At 72.1% G+C, this 22,818-nt stretch carries 18 protein-coding genes; 12 read left to right on the forward strand and 6 right to left on the reverse strand.

What is annotated here, in order from left to right; translation table 11 throughout:
* Positions 1-62 precede the first annotated feature (62 nt).
* Positions 63-989, reverse strand: a complete 927-nt coding sequence (locus ACSMXO_RS16775; RefSeq protein WP_455418449.1) for a sigma-70 family RNA polymerase sigma factor — start codon at positions 987-989, stop codon at positions 63-65.
* 142 nt (positions 990-1,131) lie between these two features.
* Between ACSMXO_RS16775 and ACSMXO_RS16780 the strand changes: the two genes are divergently transcribed.
* Positions 1,132-1,488: a DoxX family protein gene (locus tag ACSMXO_RS16780; RefSeq protein ID WP_455418450.1), complete on the forward strand. Its 357-nt coding sequence runs from the start codon at positions 1,132-1,134 to the stop codon at positions 1,486-1,488.
* 137 nt (positions 1,489-1,625) lie between these two features.
* A complete protein-coding gene (locus ACSMXO_RS16785) occupies positions 1,626-3,947 on the forward strand; it encodes a rhamnogalacturonan lyase family protein (RefSeq protein WP_455418451.1) in 2,322 nt (773 codons plus the stop codon).
* A gap of 255 nt (positions 3,948-4,202) precedes the next feature.
* On the opposite strand, the gene ACSMXO_RS16790 is transcribed toward ACSMXO_RS16785, so the two are convergent.
* Positions 4,203-4,349: a hypothetical protein gene (locus ACSMXO_RS16790; RefSeq protein WP_455418452.1), complete on the reverse strand. Its 147-nt coding sequence runs from the start codon at positions 4,347-4,349 to the stop codon at positions 4,203-4,205.
* A 52-nt stretch (positions 4,350-4,401) separates the two neighbouring features.
* Positions 4,402-5,391 carry a DUF5954 family protein gene (locus ACSMXO_RS16795; protein WP_455418453.1) on the reverse strand — a complete coding sequence of 330 codons (990 nt, stop codon included), beginning with the start codon at positions 5,389-5,391 and terminating at the stop codon, positions 4,402-4,404.
* A gap of 391 nt (positions 5,392-5,782) precedes the next feature.
* Between ACSMXO_RS16795 and ACSMXO_RS16800 the strand changes: the two genes are divergently transcribed.
* The 4 genes from ACSMXO_RS16800 (at position 5,783) to ACSMXO_RS16815 (ending at position 13,975) form a co-directional block, all read left to right on the forward strand.
* Positions 5,783-6,967, forward strand: a complete 1,185-nt coding sequence (locus ACSMXO_RS16800) for a serine hydrolase domain-containing protein (RefSeq protein ID WP_455418454.1) — start codon at positions 5,783-5,785, stop codon at positions 6,965-6,967.
* 414 nt (positions 6,968-7,381) lie between these two features.
* Entirely contained in the window at positions 7,382-11,146 is a 3,765-nt protein-coding gene (locus ACSMXO_RS16805; RefSeq protein ID WP_455418455.1) for a CARDB domain-containing protein, read from the forward strand.
* 174 nt (positions 11,147-11,320) lie between these two features.
* Positions 11,321-12,487 carry an AAA family ATPase gene (locus ACSMXO_RS16810; protein WP_455418456.1) on the forward strand — a complete coding sequence of 389 codons (1,167 nt, stop codon included), beginning with the start codon at positions 11,321-11,323 and terminating at the stop codon, positions 12,485-12,487.
* Between the two features lie 267 nt (positions 12,488-12,754).
* Positions 12,755-13,975, forward strand: a complete 1,221-nt coding sequence (locus ACSMXO_RS16815) for an ROK family protein (RefSeq protein ID WP_346256757.1) — start codon at positions 12,755-12,757, stop codon at positions 13,973-13,975.
* 96 nt (positions 13,976-14,071) lie between these two features.
* On the opposite strand, the gene ACSMXO_RS16820 is transcribed toward ACSMXO_RS16815, so the two are convergent.
* On the reverse strand, positions 14,072-16,063 hold the full coding sequence (locus tag ACSMXO_RS16820; RefSeq protein WP_455418457.1) for a beta-galactosidase: 1,992 nt from the start codon (positions 16,061-16,063) through the stop codon (positions 14,072-14,074).
* A gap of 170 nt (positions 16,064-16,233) precedes the next feature.
* On the opposite strand from ACSMXO_RS16820, the gene ACSMXO_RS16825 reads away from it, so the two are divergent.
* From ACSMXO_RS16825 to ACSMXO_RS16840, 4 genes are all read left to right on the forward strand, one after another.
* Positions 16,234-17,511 carry an ABC transporter substrate-binding protein gene (locus tag ACSMXO_RS16825; RefSeq protein ID WP_455418458.1) on the forward strand — a complete coding sequence of 426 codons (1,278 nt, stop codon included), beginning with the start codon at positions 16,234-16,236 and terminating at the stop codon, positions 17,509-17,511.
* 13 nt (positions 17,512-17,524) lie between these two features.
* Positions 17,525-18,502: a carbohydrate ABC transporter permease gene (locus tag ACSMXO_RS16830; protein ID WP_455418459.1), complete on the forward strand. Its 978-nt coding sequence runs from the start codon at positions 17,525-17,527 to the stop codon at positions 18,500-18,502.
* Positions 18,499-19,362, forward strand: a complete 864-nt coding sequence (locus ACSMXO_RS16835; protein ID WP_455418460.1) for a carbohydrate ABC transporter permease — start codon at positions 18,499-18,501, stop codon at positions 19,360-19,362. The genes ACSMXO_RS16830 and ACSMXO_RS16835 overlap by 4 nt, the downstream gene beginning before the upstream one ends.
* A 183-nt stretch (positions 19,363-19,545) precedes the next feature.
* Complete coding sequence (locus ACSMXO_RS16840) at positions 19,546-20,760, forward strand: extracellular catalytic domain type 1 short-chain-length polyhydroxyalkanoate depolymerase (protein WP_455418461.1); 1,215 nt, start codon at positions 19,546-19,548, stop codon at positions 20,758-20,760.
* Positions 20,761-20,845: 85 nt separating this feature from the next.
* On the opposite strand, the gene ACSMXO_RS16845 is transcribed toward ACSMXO_RS16840, so the two are convergent.
* Positions 20,846-20,974 (reverse strand): hypothetical protein, encoded by a 129-nt coding sequence (locus ACSMXO_RS16845; protein ID WP_455418462.1) that lies wholly within the window; start codon positions 20,972-20,974, stop codon positions 20,846-20,848.
* A 62-nt stretch (positions 20,975-21,036) separates the two neighbouring features.
* On the reverse strand, positions 21,037-22,035 hold the full coding sequence (locus ACSMXO_RS16850; RefSeq protein ID WP_455418463.1) for a sigma-70 family RNA polymerase sigma factor: 999 nt from the start codon (positions 22,033-22,035) through the stop codon (positions 21,037-21,039).
* A 138-nt stretch (positions 22,036-22,173) separates the two neighbouring features.
* Between ACSMXO_RS16850 and ACSMXO_RS16855 the strand changes: the two genes are divergently transcribed.
* Both ACSMXO_RS16855 and ACSMXO_RS16860 read left to right on the forward strand, forming a co-directional pair.
* Positions 22,174-22,521, forward strand: coding sequence for a maleylpyruvate isomerase N-terminal domain-containing protein (locus tag ACSMXO_RS16855; RefSeq protein ID WP_455418464.1), 348 nt, complete (start codon positions 22,174-22,176; stop codon positions 22,519-22,521).
* On the forward strand, positions 22,518-22,811 hold the full coding sequence (locus tag ACSMXO_RS16860) for a hypothetical protein (RefSeq protein WP_455418465.1): 294 nt from the start codon (positions 22,518-22,520) through the stop codon (positions 22,809-22,811). The genes ACSMXO_RS16855 and ACSMXO_RS16860 overlap by 4 nt, the downstream gene beginning before the upstream one ends.
* The last annotated feature ends 7 nt before the right edge of the window (positions 22,812-22,818 follow it).

The raw sequence follows: 22,818 nt of genomic DNA on the forward strand, positions 1-22,818 counted from the left end.
TTCGAAACGGCCGTCCGCGCCGTACTCCGATAGCGCGACCCGGAACGGCCCGGTCGGGACTATCAGGTGTGTTCCCGCGACCGGTCGGCACCACCGGCTACCGCGATGGCCAGCCCGTCGAGCCGGTCCCGGTCGCCGATCACCTCGATGGTGCGGATCCGCCCCGCCTCGACGGTGAGGCGCAGCGCGGCCATCAGCCGACCGCGCGGGGCGATCACGATCCCCGGAGTGCCGTCGACCCAGGCGGTGCCGCCCATCCGGGCCCGGGCGGCGAAGTGCCGGGTCTCCTCGGCCACTGCCTGAGCCCCGCGCAGGTCGGTCGGCATTCCGGCGGGCAGCAGCACCGGATCGGCCCGGCGTACGACGTCGGGTGCCAGCAGGTCGAGCAGGGTCTCCAGGTCACCGCCCCGGGACGCGGCGAGGAAGGCCGCCACGAGCGGAAGATGCCGGGCGGCGAGCCGCCGCTGCTGCGGGGCGGGGCCGTGCACCCGGTCCCGGGCCCGACTGGCGAGCTTCTTCGCCGCCACCGGTGAGCGGTCCAGCACCCGACCCACCTCCTCGAACGGTACCGAGAAGAGGTCGTGCAGCACGAAGGCGACCCGCTGCGCCGGTGAGAGCCGGTCCAGCACGACCAGCAGCGCCAGCCCGACCGACTCGGCGAGCAGCACCTCCTCCTCCGCCGTCCGGGCCGGGGAGGCCACCGGAGTCGTGTCCGGCAACTCCGGCTCGGGGAGGGCGACCTCGGCCCGGCGGCGCCGGGCGCGCAGCATGTCCAGGCACTCCCGGGCGGTGACGGTGGTCAGCCAGCCGGTCGGGTTGCGCACCTCACGCAGGTCGGCCTGGCTGGCCTTCAACCATGCCTGCTGCACGGCGTCCTCCGCGTCGGACAGCGAACCGAGCAGGCGGTAGGCGACCGCCCGCAGGTGTTGCCGGTCGCGGGCGAACCGGTCGGCGAGGAATTGGCCGGCGAGAAATTGGTCGGCGCTCACGGGTCACCTTCTCCAGGCATCAGACGTCATGGGGGTGACCAGCCCGAGACGACCGTACCCGCCGAGCCGAGGAGAGCGACCCTGTGAGAGTACCGACGATGCCCCGTGTCATCCGCCCGGGCCGACCGGCCGGAGGTGCGCGGTGCTGACCGCGTACGTCGTGGTGGCCGCCCTGACCATTGTGGCCTGCGCCTGGAGCGCCGCCGCCGACCTGGCCCGGACCGAGTTCGTGCTCGCCAACTCCGCCGCGGTGGGCGTGCCACCGTCCTGGCTGCCGCCGCTCGCCGCACTCAAGGCCGCCGGAGCGGCCGGCCTGCTCCTCGGCCTGCTCGGGGTGCCGGTGGTCGGGCTCGCCGCCGCGATCGGCCTGGTGCTCTTCTTCGTCGGAGCGGTGACCGTGCACCTGCGGGCCCGGGTCTTCCGCACGCTGGGCTACGCCGGCGGCTTCCTGGCGCTCGCCGTCGCCTGCCTGGTGCTGGAGGTCGCCGTCGCGCGGTGACGGTACCGCCGACCGGGACGGGGCGACCGCCTTGACAAGCCTGCCGGGGATCCAGAATTCTCAGTGGATTGTATCGTTTCAGCCCGGTCGTAGATCGTCCCACCCGGTGGATCGGGTCGTACCCACATTGGAGACCCATGAGATTTCGAACCAGGCGAGGCCGGCCGGTCGCCGTACTGTCGCGGGCGCTCGTCGCCGGCCTCTCGGTGACCGCGTTGCTGGTCGGCGCTCCGACGCCGGTCTCCGCCCAGCCGGGCGGCGCCGGAGAGCACGGACCCCGCCTCGAACGCCTCGACCGCGGGCTCGTCGCGGTCGCCACCGCCGACGGGGTGTTCCTGAGCTGGCGGCTGCTCGGCGCCGAGGCGACCGGGCGGGGGCGCACCGGCCTGACCGGTGCCGACTTCGCCGTCTACCGGGACGGGCGACGGATCGGCACCGTCACCGACAGCACCAACTATCTCGACCGGGCCGGCACCGCCACCGCCGCCTACCAGGTCGCGGCGGTGGTCCGGGGCCGGACCGGCGCCCGGGGCGCACCGGTGACGGCGTGGGCCGACGGCCATCGCGACCTGCCGCTGCGCAAGCCGGCCGACGGGGTGACCCCGACCGGTGAGGCGTACACCTACTCGGCGTCCGACCTGAGCGTCGGCGACGTCGACGGCGACGGGCAGTACGAGTACGTCGTCAAGTGGGACCCGTCGAACTCCAAGGACGTCTCCCAGGTCGGTTACACCGGGGAGGTCTACCTCGACACCTACGAACTCGACGGCACCCTGCTGCACCGGGTCTCGCTCGGCGTCAACATCCGGGCCGGGGCGCACTACACGCAGTTCCTGGTCTACGACTTCGACGGCGACAACCGCGCCGAGATGATGCTCAAGACCGCCCCCGGCAGCAAGGTCACCCGGTACGACCGGAGCGGCCGGGTCGTCTCCGAGCGGTACGTCACGATGCCCCGCGAGGACGTTCGGGCCGGCTACGCGCACACCGACGACTACCGGCTGAGCCCGGAGACGTACCGGCAGAAGCTCGTCGACCTCTTCCTCGGCTGGCACCGGCACCCGGAGGTGGTGGCCGGGCGCTGGCCGGCGACCCTGGAACAGGCCTTCGGCATCGCCCCGACGTACACCTATCCACTGTCCCGGGCCGACGCCGAGGCGCTGGTCGACCACTTCGTCGACGTCTACGCCCCGGCCCGGAGTACCCGCAACGCGCTGCGGGCGTTCCAGGGCTTCATCGTGGACGGGCCGGAATACCTGACCGTCTTCGACGGCGCCACCGGCCGCGAGTTGCAGACCGTGCACTACAAGCCCGGCCGGCACGACGACGGGCTGATGTGGGGCGACTACGCGATGAGCCGGATCGAGCCGGGCAACCGGGTCGACCGGTTCCTCGCCGGGGTCGCCTATCTGGACGGCCGGCACCCGTCGGCGATCTTCGCCCGGGGCTACTACACCCGGGCCACGCTGGTCGCCTACCGCTGGGACGGCCGGCGGCTGCGCGAGGACTGGTACGTCGACAGCGGTTGGGTGCCGATGACCAACCCGTTCAACGACAGCCCACACGGCCGGGAGGGCACCGACCCGGAGTACGGCACCCTGACCACCCAGGGTGCGCACTCGCTCAGCGTCGCCGACGTGGACGCGGACGGCAAGCAGGAGGTCGTCTACGGCGGTGCCACCATCGACCACGACGGCAGCCTGCTCTACAGCTCCTACGGCGTCCTGCCGCCCGGCAGCGCCAACCCGGGTGCGCGGGCGAAGGTCGGGCACGGCGACGCCATGCACGTCACCGACATCGACCCGGCCCGCCCCGGGCTGGAGATCTTCATGGTGCACGAGGGCGCGACCGGTGCGCCGTACGGCTACGCGCTGCGGGACGCCCGCACCGGCGAGGTGATCTACGGCGGCTACACCGGGGTGGACACCGGGCGTGGCATGGTCGGCGACGTCGTCCCCGCCGAGCCGGGCCTGGAAACCTGGGCGACGGTCGTCGGCGGCCAGCCGGACGGGCCGGGGCTGCGTACCGCCGACGGGGACCTGCTCGGCACCGTGATCCCCGGCACCAACCAGAGCATCCGGTGGGCGGCCGACATGACCACCCAGATCGTCAACGGCGCGGGTGAGGTGACCCCGAGCATCGACGACTGGCAGCGGGGCCGGCTGCTCACCGCCGAGGGCACCCGGACCAACAACGGGACGAAGGGCAACCCGGGACTGGTCGCCGACGTCCTCGGCGACTGGCGCGAGGAGTTGCTGACCCGCACCGTGGACAGTTCGGCGATCCGGATCTACCTGAGTACCGAGCTGACCGACCGCAAGCTCTACACGCTGATGCACGATCCGCAGTACCGGGTCGAGGTGGCCCGGCAGCAGACGACCTACAACCAGCCGTCGTACCCGAGCTTCTATCTCGGCTCGGACATCAACTGGTCCCGGGTGCCGCTGCCGGGACGCTGAGCGGCGGCGGTCCACCCGGCCGGCCCGGGACGGGACCCGGCGCTCCACCCGGAGCGCCGGGTCCCGCCGTTCCCGGCAAACCCCCGGACCACCGCCGGGGCCGGGGAACCAGGTGCCGGGGGCGCGGCTCGTCCCCGGTGGAGGTGGTCAACGATGCGACCCGCCGCATGCTCGCCGCCGTCGCCGTGACCCTGGTCGGGCTGGCCGGCACCCTGCTGCTCGCCCCGACACCCGCCCGGGCCGGCAACTGGGCGGTCACCGTGCGCTGCCGTGCGCCGCACCCAGCGCGTACCCGACCAGCACGACCCAGCTTGCCGCGTCCCCGGCCGCCGACACGGTGGCCCCGATCCACACCCTCCGGAACGCGGCGTTGCCCAGCGGGGAGCCGCTCTTGTCGATCACCCGTGCATGCCTCAGCGGAGCCGCCGGCCGGCGCTGGCGGATTTCGGCCGACTCAGTCCGGGTCGGGTAGCAGCCCCTGCTCACGCAGTTGCTGGCAGTGCAGCTCCGGCGGCGGCTCCGGATCCCAGTCCGAGGGGCGGGGGCCCTCCGGGCCGTCCGGGCCGACCCGGACGAACCGCTCCACCCGGGTCACCCGGCAGCGAACGCCCCGGATCTCGAACTCGTCCGTACGGGGAGCCTCGAACTCCTCCAGCGCCCGGGTGTACGCGGCCCGGATCTCCTCCAGCGACGCGTCCTCGTGCGGCACGATGTCACTGAACCGGAAGGCCGCCGAGTCGCGGGCGGCCTGCGGCGTCGGGTACGTGGTGAACGACCGGGGTTGCCAGCTCCCGTGCACGTACTCGCCGATGGTGAAGCCGACCGGCAGCAGCACCACGTTCGGATGGGTGGCCAGCGCCCGGCGGGAGTCGGCCCGGACGTCGTCGGGGACGATGCCGGCCTTGTAGTACGCGGGGACCATCTCGATCCGCAACAGGCCGTCGGCGAGACCGGTGCTCGCGGCCGGGTCGATGACGAAGCCCTCCTCCTGGCACCGCACGCCGCGCGTCTTGCCCGGCGGGTACGGGTCCGGGTCGGTGGGCCGGGGTGGTTCGGGTCCGTCCGGTCCCATCCGGATGAACGGCTGGGCGCGGATGATCCGGTATCGACGGTCGTGCACGGTGAGGTCGTCGACCACCTCCCAGTCGAGCAGCCGGATCGCCTCCTGGTACTCCCGCCGTTCGGCCGCGTGCCCGGGGTCCTGCGGTGTCTCGCTCAGCAACCGCCGGAAGTACGAGCCGAGGGCGTCCCGGCTGCCCTGTGGCTGGTCGCCGCTGAGGCTGAGGATCCGCCACCGGCCCGCCACCTCCTCGGCGTAGCCGAAGACCGGTGCGCCCCACATCAACTTCGGATAGGCGAGCGACCGGCGCCGGGCGTCGTCCTCGGAGACCGCCGACACCGGATCGTTCCGTTGCGCTATCCGGATCAGCAGATGATCCGGCACCTGCCTACCGTGATGAGTCATGCACGCAGTGTGCCCCGGTCATATGCGATGCGCAGCCCTCCGCACCCGGGCAATGTTGGTACAGATACCACCGCCGACGCGTGGGAGCGCGGCCGCCGACAGGGCGGGCGGAGGGCCTGTACGGACGGGCTTTCCGGGGGCCGCGCCCGGCGCCGCCCGGCTGCCCCAGGACGGCGGGACGCCGGTGGCGATCTGGCCGCCCGTCTGAACTACTGTCGACGGCGGCCGAAATTGTCCTAGGACGCTCTACGCGGAGTACGCCCGGTCACCCGGCCGAGGCCGGGGACATCCCTTCGGGGGGAACACGGATGTAGCGCATCGACCGACTTCGTAGGCTCATCCCAGCGGGTCGAACGGGGAGGAGACCGACATGTCCAGAAAGCTCAGTCGAGGCGCCCGGCGCTTGGTGGTCAGCACGCTGGTGGCCGCGATGCTCGGCGTCGCCGTGGCGCCGGCGGCGCCCGCCTCGGCGTCCATCCACAGTGAACAGTGGTTGCGGACCGGTGTGACCGACCTGCACGCCCTCGGCATCACCGGGGTGCAGGGCCTGGCCCGGGACGGCGTACGCGACAGCTATGCCCGGGCTGGCATCGCAGACCTGGCCACGGATGCGCCGGTACCCCGGGACGGGTACTTCCGGATGGGGAGCAACACCAAGACCTTCGCCGCGGTACTCGTGTTGCAACTTGTCGGCGAGGGGCGGCTCCGGCTCGACGACACCGTCGACCGCTGGCTGCCCGGTGTGGTGGCCGGCAACGGCAACGACGGCCGGCGGATCACCGTCCGGCAGCTCCTGCAGCACACCAGCGGCCTCTACAACTACACTCGCGACCTGCCCGGTCTCTCCTCCGCCGAGGGGTACGCCCGGCACCGGTTCGACCACTACGAGCCCGAGGAGCTGGTGGCGCTCGCCATGGCGCACCCGCCGATGTTCGCTCCCGGTACGAGCTGGGACTACTCGAACACCAACTACATCCTGGCCGGGATGCTGATCGAGCGGGTGACCGGGCGGAGCTGGGCGGCCGAACTGCGGGACCGGATCCTGCGGCCGCTGCGGCTGACCGAGACCTCCACGCCGGGGGACCGGGCGCACCTGCCCGGGCCGCACGCCAGGGGCTACCAGCAGTGGGAGCCGGGTGGGCCGCTGGACGACACCACCCTGTTCAACACCACCATGGCCTACACGGCCGGCGACCTGGTCAGTACCCCCTCCGACCTGGTCCGGTTCTGGCAGGCACTGCAACAGGGCCGGCTGCTCGCCCCGGCCCAACTGGCCGAGATGCGGCGTACCGTGCTCGCCGAGACCTTCCAGGACTTCCTGCCGGGCGCCCGCTACGGGCTCGGCATCATGTGGGCTCCGAACGCCTGCGGCGGCTACTGGAGCCACGGCGGCGACGTGCCCGGGATGAGCACCGTCAACGGTGTCACCACCGACGGCCGGCGGGCGATCGTGCTCTCCCTGACCACCCAGTTGGCCGGGGACGAGGCCGCGCTGGCCGTGCTGCGCCGCGCGGACGGGATCGTGGCGGACGCGCTCTGCGGCAGCGCGGGGTAGCCGCGCCGCGACCGCGCCGGTAGCCGGCGTGCCCACCCGCCCCGTGACCACCGGTCACGGGGCGGGTGGCCGCGTGTCCGGCCGGGGCTGGTCTGCCGAGGCGGCATCGATCGGGGTGGAAGCGTTGACGTGCCGATAGCACGCCGGTAACCTTTGGCCAACCTCCTGCAAAAACAGAACAGATCGATGCTCTGTTTACCACTGCCAAGCGGAACTTCCGTACATGCTGCTCCGCCCCGCTGGTGGTGCTCCTCGGTCCCGAGAGGCCGGCACCACTTCCACCGCGCTGACCCCGGCAACCGATCCGGCCGCCCCCCCGTTCCGCGCACGGCCGGTCTGCCGCCTACCCCCGCCGCCGCGACCGTGGCCCCCCCGCCACCGGCGCGGAACCGTCCCTCAGCGAAAAGGACAGTGATGAGACGCTCCGATCTGGTCCCGACGACGGCGACGACGGTCGCCGCCGCCGTGATCGCCACCCTGGGGTTGTGGGTGCCCGCCGCGCACGCGGCCGGCGCAGCACAGCCCGACCGCCAACAGACCGTCGCGGCCGACCCGGTCAGCCGGCCGGACCTGGCCGCCGCCCTGGCCGAGGTCAATCTCGCCCAGGGCCGCCCCACCCAGGCCAGCGGCCACGCCGACGTCTACGACTCGTCCCGGGCCGTCGACGGTAACCAGGGCAGCTACTGGGAGAGCGTCAACAATGCCTTTCCGGAGTGGATCCAGGTCGACCTCGGCTCGGCGGTCCCGGTCAACCGGGTCGTCCTGAAGCTGCCGACCGCCGGCTGGGGCACCCGTACCCAGACGCTGAGCGTGCAGGGCAGCACCAACGGATCGTCCTTCGGCGACCTGGCCGCGTCCCGGACGTACACCTTCAACCCGGCGGTCGACGGTAACTCGGTGACGATCACCTTCGGGCAGAGCAGCACCCGCTACGTCCGGATCACCATCACCGCGAACAGCGGCTGGCCGGCCGGCCAGGTCTCCGAGCTGGAGGTCTACGGCCCGGACGGCGGCGGTGGCACCGACACCACCCCGCCGAGCGTGCCCGGCACCCTCTCCTACACCCAGTCCGGCACGACGATCGCGCTGAACTGGGGCGCCTCGACCGACAACACCGGCGGCAGCGGCCTGGCCGGCTACAACGTCTACCGCAACGGCGCGCAGGTGGCGTCGCTCGGCGCCGTGACCAGCTTCAGCGACACCCAGCCGACCGACACCACCGTGTCGTACTTCGTCCGGGCCCGGGACGTGGCGGGGAACCTCTCCGGGAACAGCAACACCGTCACCCGGACCGGTACCCAGCCGCCCGGCTGCACCAACGTCGCTCGGGGCAAGCCGGTCACCGCCAGCGGTTCCACCTTCAGCTTCGTACCGGCGAACGCCGTCGACGGGTCGCTCGGCACGTACTGGGAGGGGGCACCGAGCTATCCGCAGACCCTGACGGTGGCGCTCGGCGCCAACCACGCGATCACGGCGGTGCAGGTCAAGCTGAACCCGGATCCGGCCTGGGGCACCCGTACCCAGAACTTCCAGGTCCTCGGCCGAGACCAGGCCGCGACCACCTACACCAGCCTGGTGCCGGCGGCGAGCTACCAGTTCGTGCAGGGCAGCAACGTGGTGGTGGTCCCGGTCAGCGCGACCACGGCGGACGTGCAGCTCCGGTTCAACTCCAACACCGGCGCCCCGTCCGGCCAGGTCGCCGAGCTGGAGGTCTGCGGCACGCCCGCGCCCAACCCGGACCTGGTGGTCACCTCGGCCACCTGGACGCCGGCCGCGCCGACCGAGACCACCCCGGTCACCCTCTCGGCCACGGTCCGCAACAACGGCTCGGCGGCGGCCGCCGCGACCACGGTCAACGTCAGCCTCGGCGGCACGGTCGCCGGCAGCGCCCCGGTGCCCGCACTGGCCGCCGGTGCCTCGGCCACCGTCACGGTGAGCGCCGGTACCCGGCCGATGGGCAGCTACCCGGTCGTCGCGGTGGTCGACCCGACCAACACGATCGTCGAGCAGAACGACGCCAACAACAGCTTCACCGCACCGTCGCCGCTGGTCGTCGACCAAGCCCCCGGCCCGGACCTCCAGGTGACCGGCATCGCCTCGAACCCGCCGAACCCGGCGGTCGGGGCCGCGGTGACCTTCACGGTGTCGGTGCACAACCGGGGTACCGCCGCGACCGGCGCGACCACGGTCACCCGGGTCACTGTCGGCGGCACCACGCTGAACACCAACACCCCGTCGATCGCGGCGGGTGCGACCAGCACCGTGGCGATCAGCGGTAGCTGGACCGCCACCAGCGGCGGGGCCACCATCACCGCCACCGCGGACGCGACCGGTGTGGTCGCGGAGACGAACGAGGGCAACAACGTACGCACCCAGTCGATCGTCGTCGGGCGCGGTGCCGCCGTGCCGTACGTGTCGTACGAGGCGGAGGCCGGCCGTTACCAGGGCACCCTGCTGGAGGCCGACCCGCTGCGCACCTTCGGGCACACCAACTTCGCCACCGAGTCCTCGGGGCGCAGGTCGGTCCGGCTGAACAGCACCGGCCAGTTCGTCGAGTTCACCTCGACCAACGCGGCGAACTCGATCGTGGTGCGCAACTCCATCCCGGACGCACCGGGCGGCGGCGGCATCGAGGCCACCATCAGCCTGTACGTCAACGACACCTTCCTGCGCAAGCTGACCCTCTCCTCCCGGCACAGCTGGCTGTACGGCAACACCGACGACCCGGAGGGGCTGTCGAACAGCCCGGGCGGCGACGCCCGGCGGCTCTTCGACGAGGCGAACGCGCTGCTGGCCCAGTCGTACCCGGCCGGTACCCGGTTCCGGCTCCAGCGGGACAGCGGTGACACGGCGGCGTTCTACATCATCGACCTGGTCGACCTGGAACAGGTCGCCCCCGCCGCCAGCCAGCCGGCGGGCTGCACCTCGATCACCCAGTACGGCGCGGTGCCGAACGACGGGCTCGACGACACCGCCGCGATCCAGCGGGCGGTCACCGACGACCAGAACGGTGTGATCGGCTGTGTCTGGATCCCGCCGGGGCAGTGGCGCCAGGAGCAGAAGATCCTCACCGACGACCCGCTGGACCGGGGCCAGTGGAACCAGGTAGGGATCAGCAACGTCACGATCCGGGGCGCCGGGATGTGGCATTCGCAGCTCTACACGCTGACCGAGCCGCACCTGGTAGTGGGCGGGATCAACCACCCGCACGAGGGCAACTTCGGCTTCGACATCGACGCCAACACCCAGATCTCCGACATCGCCATCTTCGGCTCGGGCCGGATCCGGGGTGGGCCGGGCGGCGCCGAGGGTGGCGTCGGGCTCAACGGCCGGTTCGGCGAGGGCACCCGGATCAGCAACGTCTGGATCGAGCACGCCAACGTCGGGGTCTGGGTCGGCCGGGACTACGACAACATCCCGGCGCTCTGGGGACCCGGCGACGGGCTGGAGTTCACCGGGATGCGGATCCGCAACACGTACGCCGACGGGATCAACTTCACCAACGGCACCCGGAACTCGCGGGTCTTCAACTCGTCGTTCCGGAACACCGGTGACGACGCCCTGGCGGTCTGGGCCAGCCGCTACGTCCGGGACACCTCGGTCGACATCGGCCACGACAACGCCTTCGTCAACAACACGATCCAGCTCCCGTGGCGGGCCAACGGCATCGCGGTCTACGGCGGCTACGGCAACCGGATCGAGAACAACCTGATCTACGACACGATGAACTACCCGGGGATCATGCTGGCCACCGACCACGACCCGCTGCCGTTCTCCGGGCAGACGCTGATCGCCAACAACGGCCTCTACCGCACCGGTGGCGCCTTCTGGGGCGAGCAGCAGAAGTTCGGCGCGATCACGCTGTTCCCGGCGACCCGGGACATCACCGGGGTCACCATCCGGGACACCGAGATCGTCGACTCGACGTACGACGGTATCCAGTTCAAGACCGGTGGCGGCAACATGCCGGGCGTCGTGATCAGTAACGTCCGGATCGACCGGTCCAACAACGGCGCCGGCATCCTGGCGATGAACGGGGCACGCGGCAGCGCGACGCTGTCGAACGTGACCATCACCAACTCGGCCACCGGCAACATCGTGGTCGAGCCGGGGTCGAGCTTCACCATCACCGGTGGGCAGCCGGCCGTCCGGCAACCGCGCAAACCGGCCGTCGACTGACCGTTCTTTTGAGGCATCAGGACCGGGCCTGACCGGCCACGGGCGTGCTCCCGGGTACCAGCACCGGGTGCCGGCCGTGGCCGGTCGGCGTCGCCGGGGCGTCGCGTTCCACCGGACCGGCGGCGGGTCCGCGTCCGCACTCCGGGCCGGTCGGCCGCGCCGTAACCTGGGCGGGTGATCAGCACCCTGGCCGTGCAGAACTACCGGTCGCTGCGCAGCCTGGTCGTGGAGCTGGGCCGGCTCACGGTGGTGACCGGGGCGAACGGCACCGGCAAGTCGAGCCTGTACCGGGCGTTGCGGCTGCTGGCCGACTCGGCCCGCAACGGGGCGGTCGCGGCGCTGGCCCGGGAGGGCGGGCTGCCGTCGACGCTGTGGGCGGGGCCGGAGACGATCGGCCGGGCGGTCCGGGCCGGCGAGCATCCGGTGCAGGGCACGGTCCGGCGCGGCCCGATCAGCCTGCGCCTCGGCTTCGCCGGGGCCGATTTCGGGTACGCCGTCGACTTCGGGCTTCCCCCGCCGTCGAAGAACTCGCTCTTCACGTTGGACCCGGAGATCAAGCGGGAGGCGGTCTGGGCCGGGCCGTTGCTGCGCCCGTCGGCGTTGCTGGCCGAGCGCTCCGGTACCGCGCTGCGGATCCGCGACGCCCGCTCGTGGCGGGCGGTACCGGACGCGGTGCACCCGTTCGACAGCATGCTCAGCGAGTACACCGATCCGCAGCGCGCCCCGGAGCTGCTCACCGTACGCGAACGGATCCGGTCCTGGCGTTTCTACGACCATCTGCGTACCGACGCGGCCGCACCGGCCCGGCAGCCGCAGGTCGGTACCCGGACCCCGGTGCTCGGTCCGGACGGCGCGGACCTGGCCGCCGCATTGCAGACGATCCGGGAGACCGGTGACCCCGACGCGCTGGCATCCGCCGTCGACGCCGCGTTTCCCGGCAGCGAGCTGGCGATCGGCATCGAGGCCGGCCGGTTCGAGGTGCGGCTGCGCCAGCCGGGCCTGCTGCGGCCGCTGGGCGCCGCCGAACTCTCCGACGGCACGCTGCGGTATCTGCTCTGGGTCGCCGCGCTGCTCAGTCCACGCCCGCCGGCGCTGCTGGTGCTCAACGAGCCGGAGACGAGCCTGCATCCCGAACTGTTGCGACCGCTGGCCGGGCTGATCGTGGCCGGCTCGGCGCGTACCCAGGTGGTGGTGGTCAGCCACGCCCGGGCGCTGACCGGCGCGCTGGAGCGCGACGCGGCGGAGCTGACCACGGTCGAGCTGGTGAAGGAGTTCGGCGAGACCCGGGTGGCCGGACAGGGCCGCCTGGACGAGCCGGCCTGGCAGTGGCCGAAGCGATAGCGCGTTGGCCCCTGACCCTCGCGGGCCTTCCCGGCCGCCGCGTCGCCCCGGATGCCCAGCGGCGCCGCCGTCTGGAGCGTCACCGCCGTCCGGTGCGCGCCCGGTCCGACCTCGCCGGCTGGTGCGGCCGCTGGTCCGACCTTGCCGCCGGCTGGTGCGGGCACTATGTCGTGCGCTTATCATAAGAGTTAGTCGATGTGTTCGACGAGCGTCACCCGTAGGCCGGGGTCCGCCGGGTGCCGGCCACGAAGGGTCTAGAGTTTCGCCGTGAAGCGCACCTCCAGGGACATCCGGATCGCCAACCGCTTCGAGGTGCTGCGACGGATCATCGGTGCGCCGATGGTGTCGCGGCAGCAGATCGCCCACGACACGGGGCTCAGCCTCGCCACCGCGGCGAACCTGATCGGTGAGCTGCTGGAGCTGGGGCTGCTGGTCGAGGTGGGTTACCAGGACTCCGGTGGCGGCCGGCCCCGGGGCGTGGTCTCGGTCAACCCGGCCGGCGGCGCGCTGGTCGGCATCGACGTGGCCGAGACGTACGTGCACGTCGACCTCTTCGACGCCGGGTTGGGAGTGCTGGCCAGCGTCGAGGAGGAACTGCACCCGACGGAGAACCGGCCCGAGCAGGTGGTGGCGCACATCGCCTCGGCGGTCGGCGCGGCGTTCGCCTCGGCCGGCGTCGACCCGGAGCGGGTGCTCGGGGTCGGGGTCAGCGTGCCGGGTCAGGTCGACCGCGAGGGCGGGGTCTCGGTGTACGCCCCGAACTGGGACTGGCACGACGTACCGCTGCGCAACCTGCTGGCCGGTTCGCTGGATCTGCCGCTCTATCTGGACAACCCGCTGCGTGCCTGCGTGGTCGCCGAGCTGTGGTTCGGGGCCGGCCGGGGGCGCGACGACGTGGTGGTGGTCAACCTCGGCACCGGGGTCGGCGCCGGGCTGGCCTTCGGCGGCGCGCTCTACCGGGGCGCGACCAACAGCGCGGGGGAGTGGGGGCACACCACGCTGGTGGTCGACGGGCGGCTCTGCCACTGCGGCAGTCGCGGCTGCGTCGAGACGTACGTCGGCGCCCCCGGCATCATGCAGACGCTGCGCGACCTGGCGCCGAACAGTCCACTGCTGCACCCCGAGGACCAGACCGCGACCATCGAGGCGCTCGCCGCCGGGGTGGCCGCCGGAGACCCGGTGGCCGCCAAGGTGGTCACCGAGACCGCCCGCTATCTCGGCGTCGCGGTCGCCGACCTGGTCAACCTGGTCAACCCGGAGGTGATCGTGCTCAGCAGCTGGGTCGCCGCCCGGCTCGGCGAGGCGCTGCTCTCCGAGGTCCGGGCGGTGGTGGCCCAGCACGCGCTGAGCCGGCCGCTCGCCGCGACCGAGATCACGCTGTGCCGGATCCCCGGCAACCCGGTCAGCCTCGGCGCGGCGACCTTCGCCCTGAAACGGTTCCTCGCCGGCATCGGCACCACCGCCGGGGGCCTCATCCGGCAACGCTGACGTCTCCGCCCGCCGTACCCGTCCCGAGGGTCGGGGTCCCGTCGCGGGTCGACGACGACAAGTGCCTGGAGCCCCACCAGCAGGGCGGGATGCCGCTCAGCCCGTACGGAGCACGGCGAAGCCGCGTGGTGGGATCCGGACGCCATCCGGCAGCGGGTCGGCGCCGCGCAGCACGCGGCCGTCGACGGTCACCTCGACCGGGTCGTCGGTGTCGTTGGCCAGGAAGGTGTAGCCGCGGCCGTCGGGATGCCGGCGCCGGACCGCCTCGATCCCGGGCGGCGGAGCGGCCAGCACCGGCACCACGCCGGCCTCGGCGGCCAGCCCGGTCAGCAACCGCCCGAGGTCGGCGTCGGCCAGGTGGGTGCCGAGGTAGTAGGCGCTGCCCCGGCCGTGCCGCCGGCGGGTCAGCGCCGGCCCGCCGGCCAGCGGTCCACCGGCGTACCTCAGCAGCACCTCCGCCGCCTCCGCCGTGGCGAGTTCGGTCCACAGTCGACCGAAGGTGCCGTCGTCGAGCGGCACCCGCTGCCCGGCGTCGAGCGGGAAGAACTCCTCGACCCGCACGCCGAGCAGTTCGCCCCAGGCGCCGTACCCGCCGAGCCGGATCCGGTCGTCGGAGTCGACCGCACCGGCGTACGGCCCGATCAGCACGGTGCCGCCGTCGGCGACGTACCGGGTCAGGTTGCCGGCGTCGGCGTCGCTGACCAGGTGTAGCGCCGGGACCAGCACCAGCCGGTACCGGCGCAGGTCGCCGCCGGGCCGGGCGAAGTCGCAGGTGACGGTGGCGGTACGCAGCACCCGGTGCCACTGTTCGAGCAGCGCCACCGGTTCGGCGTCCACGCTCGGCTGGCTCGGGTGCTGCTGCGCCCAGATGCTCGGCCAGTCGAGCAGTACGGCGACGTCGGCCACCACCTCGCTGCCGACGATCTCGGCCAGCTCGTCGAGTTCGGCGCCGAGCGCGACCACCTCGCGCCACACCTTGGTGTCGGTACCGGCGTGCGGCACCATTCCGGAGTGCCACTTTTCGGCGCCGGACCGGGAGGCCCGCCACTGGAAGTAGAGCACCGAGTCGGCGCCCCGGGCGACGTGCGCGAGCGAGTCCCGGCGCAGCCGTCCGGGCGGCTTGGCGAGGTTGCGCGGTTGCCAGTTCACGGCGCTGGTGGCGTGCTCCATCAGCGCCCACGGCCGGCCGCCGGCCAGCGACCGGGCCAGGTCGGCGATGAACGCCAGGTCGGCGTACGGGTCGGCGCGGTCGGCGCTCAGGTAGTGGTCCATGGCGACCAGGTCGACCTCGCCGGCCCAGGCCCAGAAGTCCACACTCCACCGGTCGACCAGGAAGTTCGTCGTCACCGGCACGCCGGGACTGAGCCGGCGCAGTACGGCGCGTTCGGCCCGGTAGCAGTCGAGCAGTTCGGCGGAGGAGAAGCGGTGGAAGTCGAGCTGCTGGGTGGGGTTGGTGAAGCTTGGGGTCTGCCGGGGCGGCAGGATCTGCGCCCAGTCGGTGTAGTGCTGCGACCAGAACGCGGTGCCCCAGGCGGTGTTGAGCGCGTCCAGGGTGGCGTAGCGGTCGCGCAGCCAGGTCCGGAACGCCTCGGCCGAGGTGTCGCACCAGCAGCGGGCGACGTGGCAGCCGTACTCGTTGTTGACGTGCCACATCGCCAGCGCGGGGTGGCCGGCGTAGCGGGCGGCGAGCCGTTCGACCAGGGCCACCGCCGCTGCCCGGTACGCCGGTGAGCTGGGGCAGTACGCCTGCCGGCTGCCGTACCAGAGCCGGTTGCCGTCCGGGCCGACCGGCAGCGACTCCGGGTGGGCGTGGCTGAACCACGGCGGCGGGGCGGCGGTGGCGGTGGCCAGGTCGGCGGCGATGCCGTGCCGGGCGAGCAGGTCGAGCAGCCGGTCGAGCCAGTCGAAGTCGTAGTGGCCCGGTGCGGTCTCCAACATCGCCCAGCCGAAGACCCCGACGGTGACCAGGCCGACCCGGGCCTGTTTCATCAGCCGGACGTCCTCGGCCCACGTCTGTTCCGGCCACTGCTCGGCGTTGTAGTCGCCGCCGAAGGCGAGGCCGGGCAGGGCCGGGAGATCGAAGGCCATGACCAGATCGTCCGACCTGGACGAGCCGGGCGTCAACCGACCACAGAGCCTTATTCTTTGTCCTTGACGAAGTAGTTTCAGAACCCTAGGCTACGGCTCACCCCAGCGACGCCATCCACCGACTCCGATGCACGCGGCCGCTGTCGGCGCGCGAGAAGGAAGGCTGCACCATGAGCGGTCCCCATCCCGGCCTGTCCCGACGGCGCTTTCTCGGCGGCTCGCTGCTGGTCGTCGGCGGCGCCGTGCTGCCCGCCTGCCAGTCCGACCCGATCGGCGGCAGCGCGGGATCGGCCAAGGTCACCCTCAACCACTGGTACCACGAGTACGGCGAGCAGGGCACCCGGGAGGCCGCACTGCGCTACGCCGCCGACTACACCAAGCAGAACCCGGACGTCGCGGTCAAGGTGACTTGGGTGCCGGGCGACTACAAGACGAAGTGGCAGTCGTCGGTGCTCACCCCGGAGGGCCCCGACGTGTACGAGATCAACGAGGTCACCCCGGACATGGTGGCGCAGCAGCAGGTCACCGCCCTCGACGACATCCTCGGGTCGGCCAAGGCGGAACTCAACCCGCACGCGCTCAGCCCGCTGACCCACGGCGGCAAGGCGTACGGCGTACCGATGATCATCGACGTGATGCTGCTCTACTACCGCAAGAGCCTGCTCGCCGCCGCCGGAGTCGCGGCACCGGCCACCCTGACCGAACTGGTCGGCGCGGCCAAGGCGCTCACCAAGGGCAAGACCAAGGGCATCTTCGTCGGCAACGACGGGCTCGCCGGCATGCGCATCCCGCTGTCGTTCTCGGTCGGACAGAGCCTGCTCACCGACCGCAGGGTCAGCTACGCCACCCCGGAGATCGCCGACGCCTTCGCCGTCGCCCGCCGGATGTTCACCGACAAGTCGATGCTGCTCGGCTACGCCACCGAGTGGTACGACCCGGGCGCCCTCATCACCGGCGCCACCGCGATCGCCTGGGGCGGACTCTGGGCGCTGCCCCGGATCAGCAAGGAACTCGGCGACGACTTCGACCTCGTACCGTGGCCGGCGCACGGCCCGACCGGCAAGCCGGTGGTGATCCTCGGCGGCTGGTCCCAGGTGGTCAACGGCAAGAGCAAGCACGTCGCCGAGGCGAAGAAGTACGTGCAGTGGCTCTGGCTACAGAACAACGAGGTGCAGCAGGACTGGGCGCTCAGCTACGGCTTCCACGTCCCGCCCCGGGCCGGACTGGCCGCCCAGGCCGAGCCGTTGCGGACCGGGCCGGCGAAGAAGGTCGTGGACCTGCTCAACCAGTACGGCACCCGGACCACCGCACTGTGGGCGCCGACGGTCAGCAAGCCGTACGACGACGCCGCCTCCGACATCATCCGCAAGAACGCCGATCCGCTGGCGACGTTGACCGCCGCGGCGGGCCGTTCCCAGGAGGCGCTCGACAAGCTGCCCACGGTCTGAGGCCGAGGTGTCCGTGCGTACCGGTCCGCCGGAGACCGCCCCCGGCCCGGCGGTCCGGCCGGCACCCGCGCCGCCGGGGCGCCGCCGGGTGGACTGGTCGGCCTGGCGGGCCTTCGCCCTGCTGACCGCGCCGCTGCTGGTCGGGCTGCTGCTCTTCAAGTACGTCGCGATGGGCTGGGGACTGCTGCTCAGCTTCAGCAACGCCCGGGGCACCATCGCGCTCGGCGACTGGGCGGGGCTGGCGAACTACCGGACCCTCTTCGGCGATCCGCGGTTCCGGACCTCGCTGTCGATGATCGTGGTCTTCACGCTGGTGATCGTGCCGCTCACCTTCGCGATCGCGCTCGGGCTGGCCGTACTGGTCAACCGGCTGCGCCGGGGCCGGGCGCTGTTCCGGACCACCTTCTTCCTGCCGGCCGCCGTCTCCTACGTGGTCGCCTCGCTGATCTGGAAGATGAGCCTGTTCAGCGGCGTACCGTCCAGCGCGGCCAACTCGCTGGCCGCGCTCTTCGGCCAGGAGCCGACCGCGTGGATCGCCACCGTGGACCCGCCGTTGTACTGGGTCGTGCTGATCACCGTCCGGCTCTGGTTGCAGATCGGCCTCTACATGATCCTGTTCCTGGCCGGGATGCAGGAGATCCCCGGCGAGCTGTACGAGGCCGCCCAGGTCGACGGCGCGGCGGGCCAGTGGCGGCTGTTCCGGCACATCACCTTCCCGCTGCTGCGCAACACCTCGGTCGCGGTGACCCTGCTGCTGGTGATCGCGGCGTTCCAGGCGTTCGACGAGTTCTACAACCTGCTCAGTACCGGCCTGGCCGGCGCGCCCGGTCCGGACGGCCGCCCGCCGCTGGTCTACCTCTACGACGTCTCGCTGGTCCAGCAGGACTACGGCCTCGGCTCGGCGGGCGCGTTCGTGGTCACCCTGCTGATCGTGCTGGTGACCCTGGCGCAGGGCCGGCTGGTCGGATTCGGCCGGAGGGACGGCGCATGAGCGACGACCGCCTTCCGCGCCGCCGCACCGCCCGACCGACCGGCCGGGCCCGGATCGGCAGCTACCTGGCGGCCGTCGTCTTCGCGGTGCCGTTCCTGCTCCCGTTCTATCTGCTGCTGCGCAACTCGCTGATGACCCAGGCCGAACTCGGGGCCCTGGAGTGGCGCTGGTGGCCGGAGCGGATCAGTTTCACCGGCTTCACCGACGCGTTCGACAACAGCACCGCGCCGCTGGGCCGGGCACTGCTCAACTCGGCGCTGGTCGCGATCGTCTCGGCCCCGGTCGCCACGCTGCTCGCCTCGATGGCCGGATATGCGGTCGCCCGGATCCGGGTCGCCGCGGCACGGCCGGTCTTCCTGCTGATCGTCGCGACAATGATGGTGCCCGGCGCGGCCACCTTCGTGCCGACCTTCGTGGTGGTCGGTTCGCTGGGCGGGGTGAACACCCTGTGGGGGCTGATCGTGCCGGGACTGTTCAACGCCCTCGCGGTGCTGCTGTTCCGCGGCTTCTACCTGCGTTTCCCGCAGGAGATCGAGGATGCGGGCCGGATCGACGGCCTCGGCCACCTCGGGGTCTACCTGCGGCTCGCGCTGCCCAACTCGGCGGGCCTGCTCGCCGCGCTCGGCGTGCTCTCCTTCATCGAGCACTGGAACTCGTTCCTCTGGCCGTTGGTGATCGGGCAGGATCCGGCGCTCTGGACCGTCCAGGTGGCGATGTCGACCAACCTCACCGCACAGGCGATCAACCTGCCGGCGCTGTTCGCCAGCGCGGTCGTCTCGGTCGTCCCGCTGGCCCTGGTCTTCCTGGCCGCCCAGCGCTGGATCGTGCGCGGCATCATGGCGACCGGGATCAAGGGCTGACCCACGCCCCGCCGCAGGCGCGCCCGGTCCAGGGTCGTCGGTCGCCTCCGCTGCCATGGGGATCGCCATCACTTCGATGTCCGGAAATGTGTGACGCCACGCCATGTCGGCGGTTCGTCCCAGGGTCGTAACGTCGCGGCAACTTCAGCGTGATCCAGCCCACACCACCGCCGGAGGCCCACCATGCGCCACAGACCCGTCCTGGCCCGCCTCGTGCGGGCCGCCCTCGTGCCCGTACTGGCCGCGGTGGGCGTACTCGCCGTCGCCGGGCCCGCCGGAGCCGCCACCTTCGGCCAGGTGACCGGCTTCGGCTCCAACCCCGGCAACCTCACCATGTACGCCTACCGGCCGGACAACCTGCCCGGCAACGCCCCGGCCGTGGTGCTGCTGCACGGCTGCGCCCAGAACGCCAACGGCTACTTCAGCAACTCCGGCTGGCGCAAGTACGCCGACCAGTGGGGATTCGCGCTGATCGTGCCGGAGCAGAAGTCGGCGAACAACTCCACCTCCTGCTTCAACTGGTTCGAGCCGGGTGACACCGCCCGGGGCCAGGGCGAGGCGCTCTCCATCAAGCAGATGGTCGACCACGCCCGGAGCACCTTCGGCCTCGCCGCCAACCGGGTGTACGTCAGCGGGCTCTCCGCCGGCGGGGCGATGGCCGCGGCGATGCTCGCCAGCTATCCGGACACCTTCGCGGCCGGCTCGATCGTCGCCGGCATCCCCTACCGCTGCGCCACCAGCATGGTCAACGCGTTCAGTTGCATGAACCCGGGTGTCGACCGGAGCCCGGCGCAGTGGGGCGACCTGGTCCGCAACGCGTATCCGGGCTACTCCGGCGCCCGGCCGAAGGTCGCGATCTGGCACGGCACCGCCGACTACACCGTCGGCACCGCCAACAGCGCCGAGTCCCGCGACCAGTGGACCAACGTGCTCGGCGTGTCGCAGACCCCGACCAGCACCTCCAGCCTGCCCGGCGGCACCCTGGAGACCTACGGCGCCGACCAGGTACGCCTCTACCGGGTCGCCGGCATGGGGCACGGCACCCCGGTCGACCCGGGGTCCGGGGCCGAGCAGTGCGGCACCGCCGCCGCGTACTTCCTGGACACCATCTGCTCGGCGTACCGGGACGCGCTCTTCTTCGGCCTCGGCACCGGCACCGACCCCGGTGACCCGGGTGACCCGGGTGACCCGGGAGACCCCGGCGATCCCGGTGACCCGGGCGAGGATCCGGTCTGCGTCACCGCCAGCAACTACGCCCACGTCCAGGCGGGCCGCGCCTACCAGTCCGGCGGGTACGCCTACGCGCTCGGCTCGGGCGCCCGGATGGGCCTCTACAACGTCTTCGCCACCACCACCCTCCAGCAGACCGGCCCCGCCCACTGGGTGATCGGCTGCTGAACGGGCGTGGCCGGTGCCGTCCCCGGGGCCGGCCACCCGGTGGCTCCGGCCGTCCCGACGCGTCCGGAGCCACCGGGCCGGTGACTCAGCCGGCCCGGTCGCCCTTGCCCAGCTCCTGGATCAGGTTGACCAGGTTGCCGTTCGGGTCGTGCAGGTGGACCACCTGTTGGCGGGGCAGGTCGGGGGTGGCGATGATCGGCTGCACGGTTGTCACAGCAGCCTCCTCGGATGCCGTCATACCACTGTCGTCAAGGGGTACGGGCCGGGGGCCGGAACTCATCGGTCTGCCGGCCGCAGCTCGTCCGGCCGCCCGAAGAGGGTGACCAGCCGATCGGCGTCGAGGAACGTGGTGACACCGGCCACCAGGCCGTCAACCACGTCGAGCAGGACCAGCCCGAACGGCAGATAGCCGCCATCGGGGGCCGGCCGGAGCTGCCAGAACGCCGGGGACCCGTTCGCCGCGACCGGGACGAGGCGGGCACCCGCGCACGACGCGTCCGGATCCAGCAGTGCCAGCCGGATCTGGTCCCGGCCCCGCAACCAGAACCGGAACGGCGGCATCGACATCGTGGCGTCCTCGTGCAGCAGTGCCACCAGCGCCTCGACGTCGTGGCGCTCGAACGCGTCGCAGTACCGGGCGAGCAGGTCGCGCTGGGTCCGGTCGGCCGGTCGGAACGGTTCGCCGGGAGCCTGGTCGACCGTCCGTAGCGTCGTCCGGGCCCGCTGCAACGCGCTGGTCACCGACGCCACCGTCGTCTCCAGCAACTCGGCGACCTCCTCGGCCCGCCAGCACAGCACATCGCGCAGGATCAGCACTGCCCGCTGCCGGGCTGGCAGATGCTGCAACGCGGCGACGAACGCCAGCCGGATCGTCTCCCGGCGTACCGCGAGTTCCCCCGGATCGCCGTGCATCGGCAGTGCCGCGCCGTCCGGGACCGGCTGGACGAAGGTCCACTCCGGTGCCGGCGCGCCGATGCCCGGCCCGTCGGCGGCCGCGCCGAGGTCCATGGCCAGCGCCCGACGCTGCACGCTGCGGAGCATGTCCAGGCAGATGTTCGTCGCGATGCGGTAGAGCCAGGTCCGCAGCGAGCCGCGCCGCTCGTCGTACCGGTCGAACGACCGCCAGGCCCGGACCAGCGTCTCCTGGACGGCGTCCTCGGCCTCGAACCCGGAACCGAGCATCCGGTAGCAGTAACCGGTCAGCTCGGTCCGGAACGGCTCCAACCGGGACGTCTCCGCGTCCAGGCCGGATGTGCCCACGGTCGTTTCCACCACCCGTCCGACCCTACCCAGCCCGACCGGCAGCGCCGTGACCACGGATCCGGCCGGGGACCGATGAGTTTCCGGCGCCCACCCCGTATCTCCGGGTAGGGCCGCCCCGGGGCCGGTGGCGGCCGGACAGGAGAACAGTCGATGAACGAAGATCATTTGTGGGCCGAGCTGCGGGCGGAACGCCGGGAACAGGTGGAACTGCTCGCCGCACTCCGCCCGGAGCAGTGGGACGCAGCCACGCTCTGCGAGGGCTGGCGGGTACGCGAGGTCGTCGCACACACCACGCTGCCGTTCCGGAGCTCGTTCGGGCGTACCGTCGTGGAACTGCTCAAGGCCCGGGGAAGCATCGACCGGATGGCCGACCGGTGCGCCCGGCCGACGCCGCCGACCTTTCCGCCGAGCGCCTCCTCGGGACGTTGCGGGACAACATCGGGCACCGCTGGACACCACCGGGTGGCGGCGTGCACGGCGCACTCTCGCACGACGTGATCCACGGACTGGACATCACCGTCGGGCTCGGACTGGATCGCCGGGTGCCACCGGACCGGGTCGGCCTCGTGCTGTCCCGGATGAAACCGAGGAGCGTCGCGTACTTCGGGGTGGACCTCTCCGGGATCGCGCTGCACGCCACCGATCTCGACTGGAGCTACGGCACCGGTAGCCCCCTCCGGGGCCTCGCCCAGGACCTGCTGCTGGTGATCTGCGGGCGTCGGCTGCCCCTCGGCCGGCTCCACGGTGAGGCGGCCGCCCGGTTCTCCGGGCGTCCCGCGCCCGGCTGACCCGCCC

The sequence above is a fragment of the Plantactinospora sp. DSM 117369 genome, assembly GCF_053764795.1.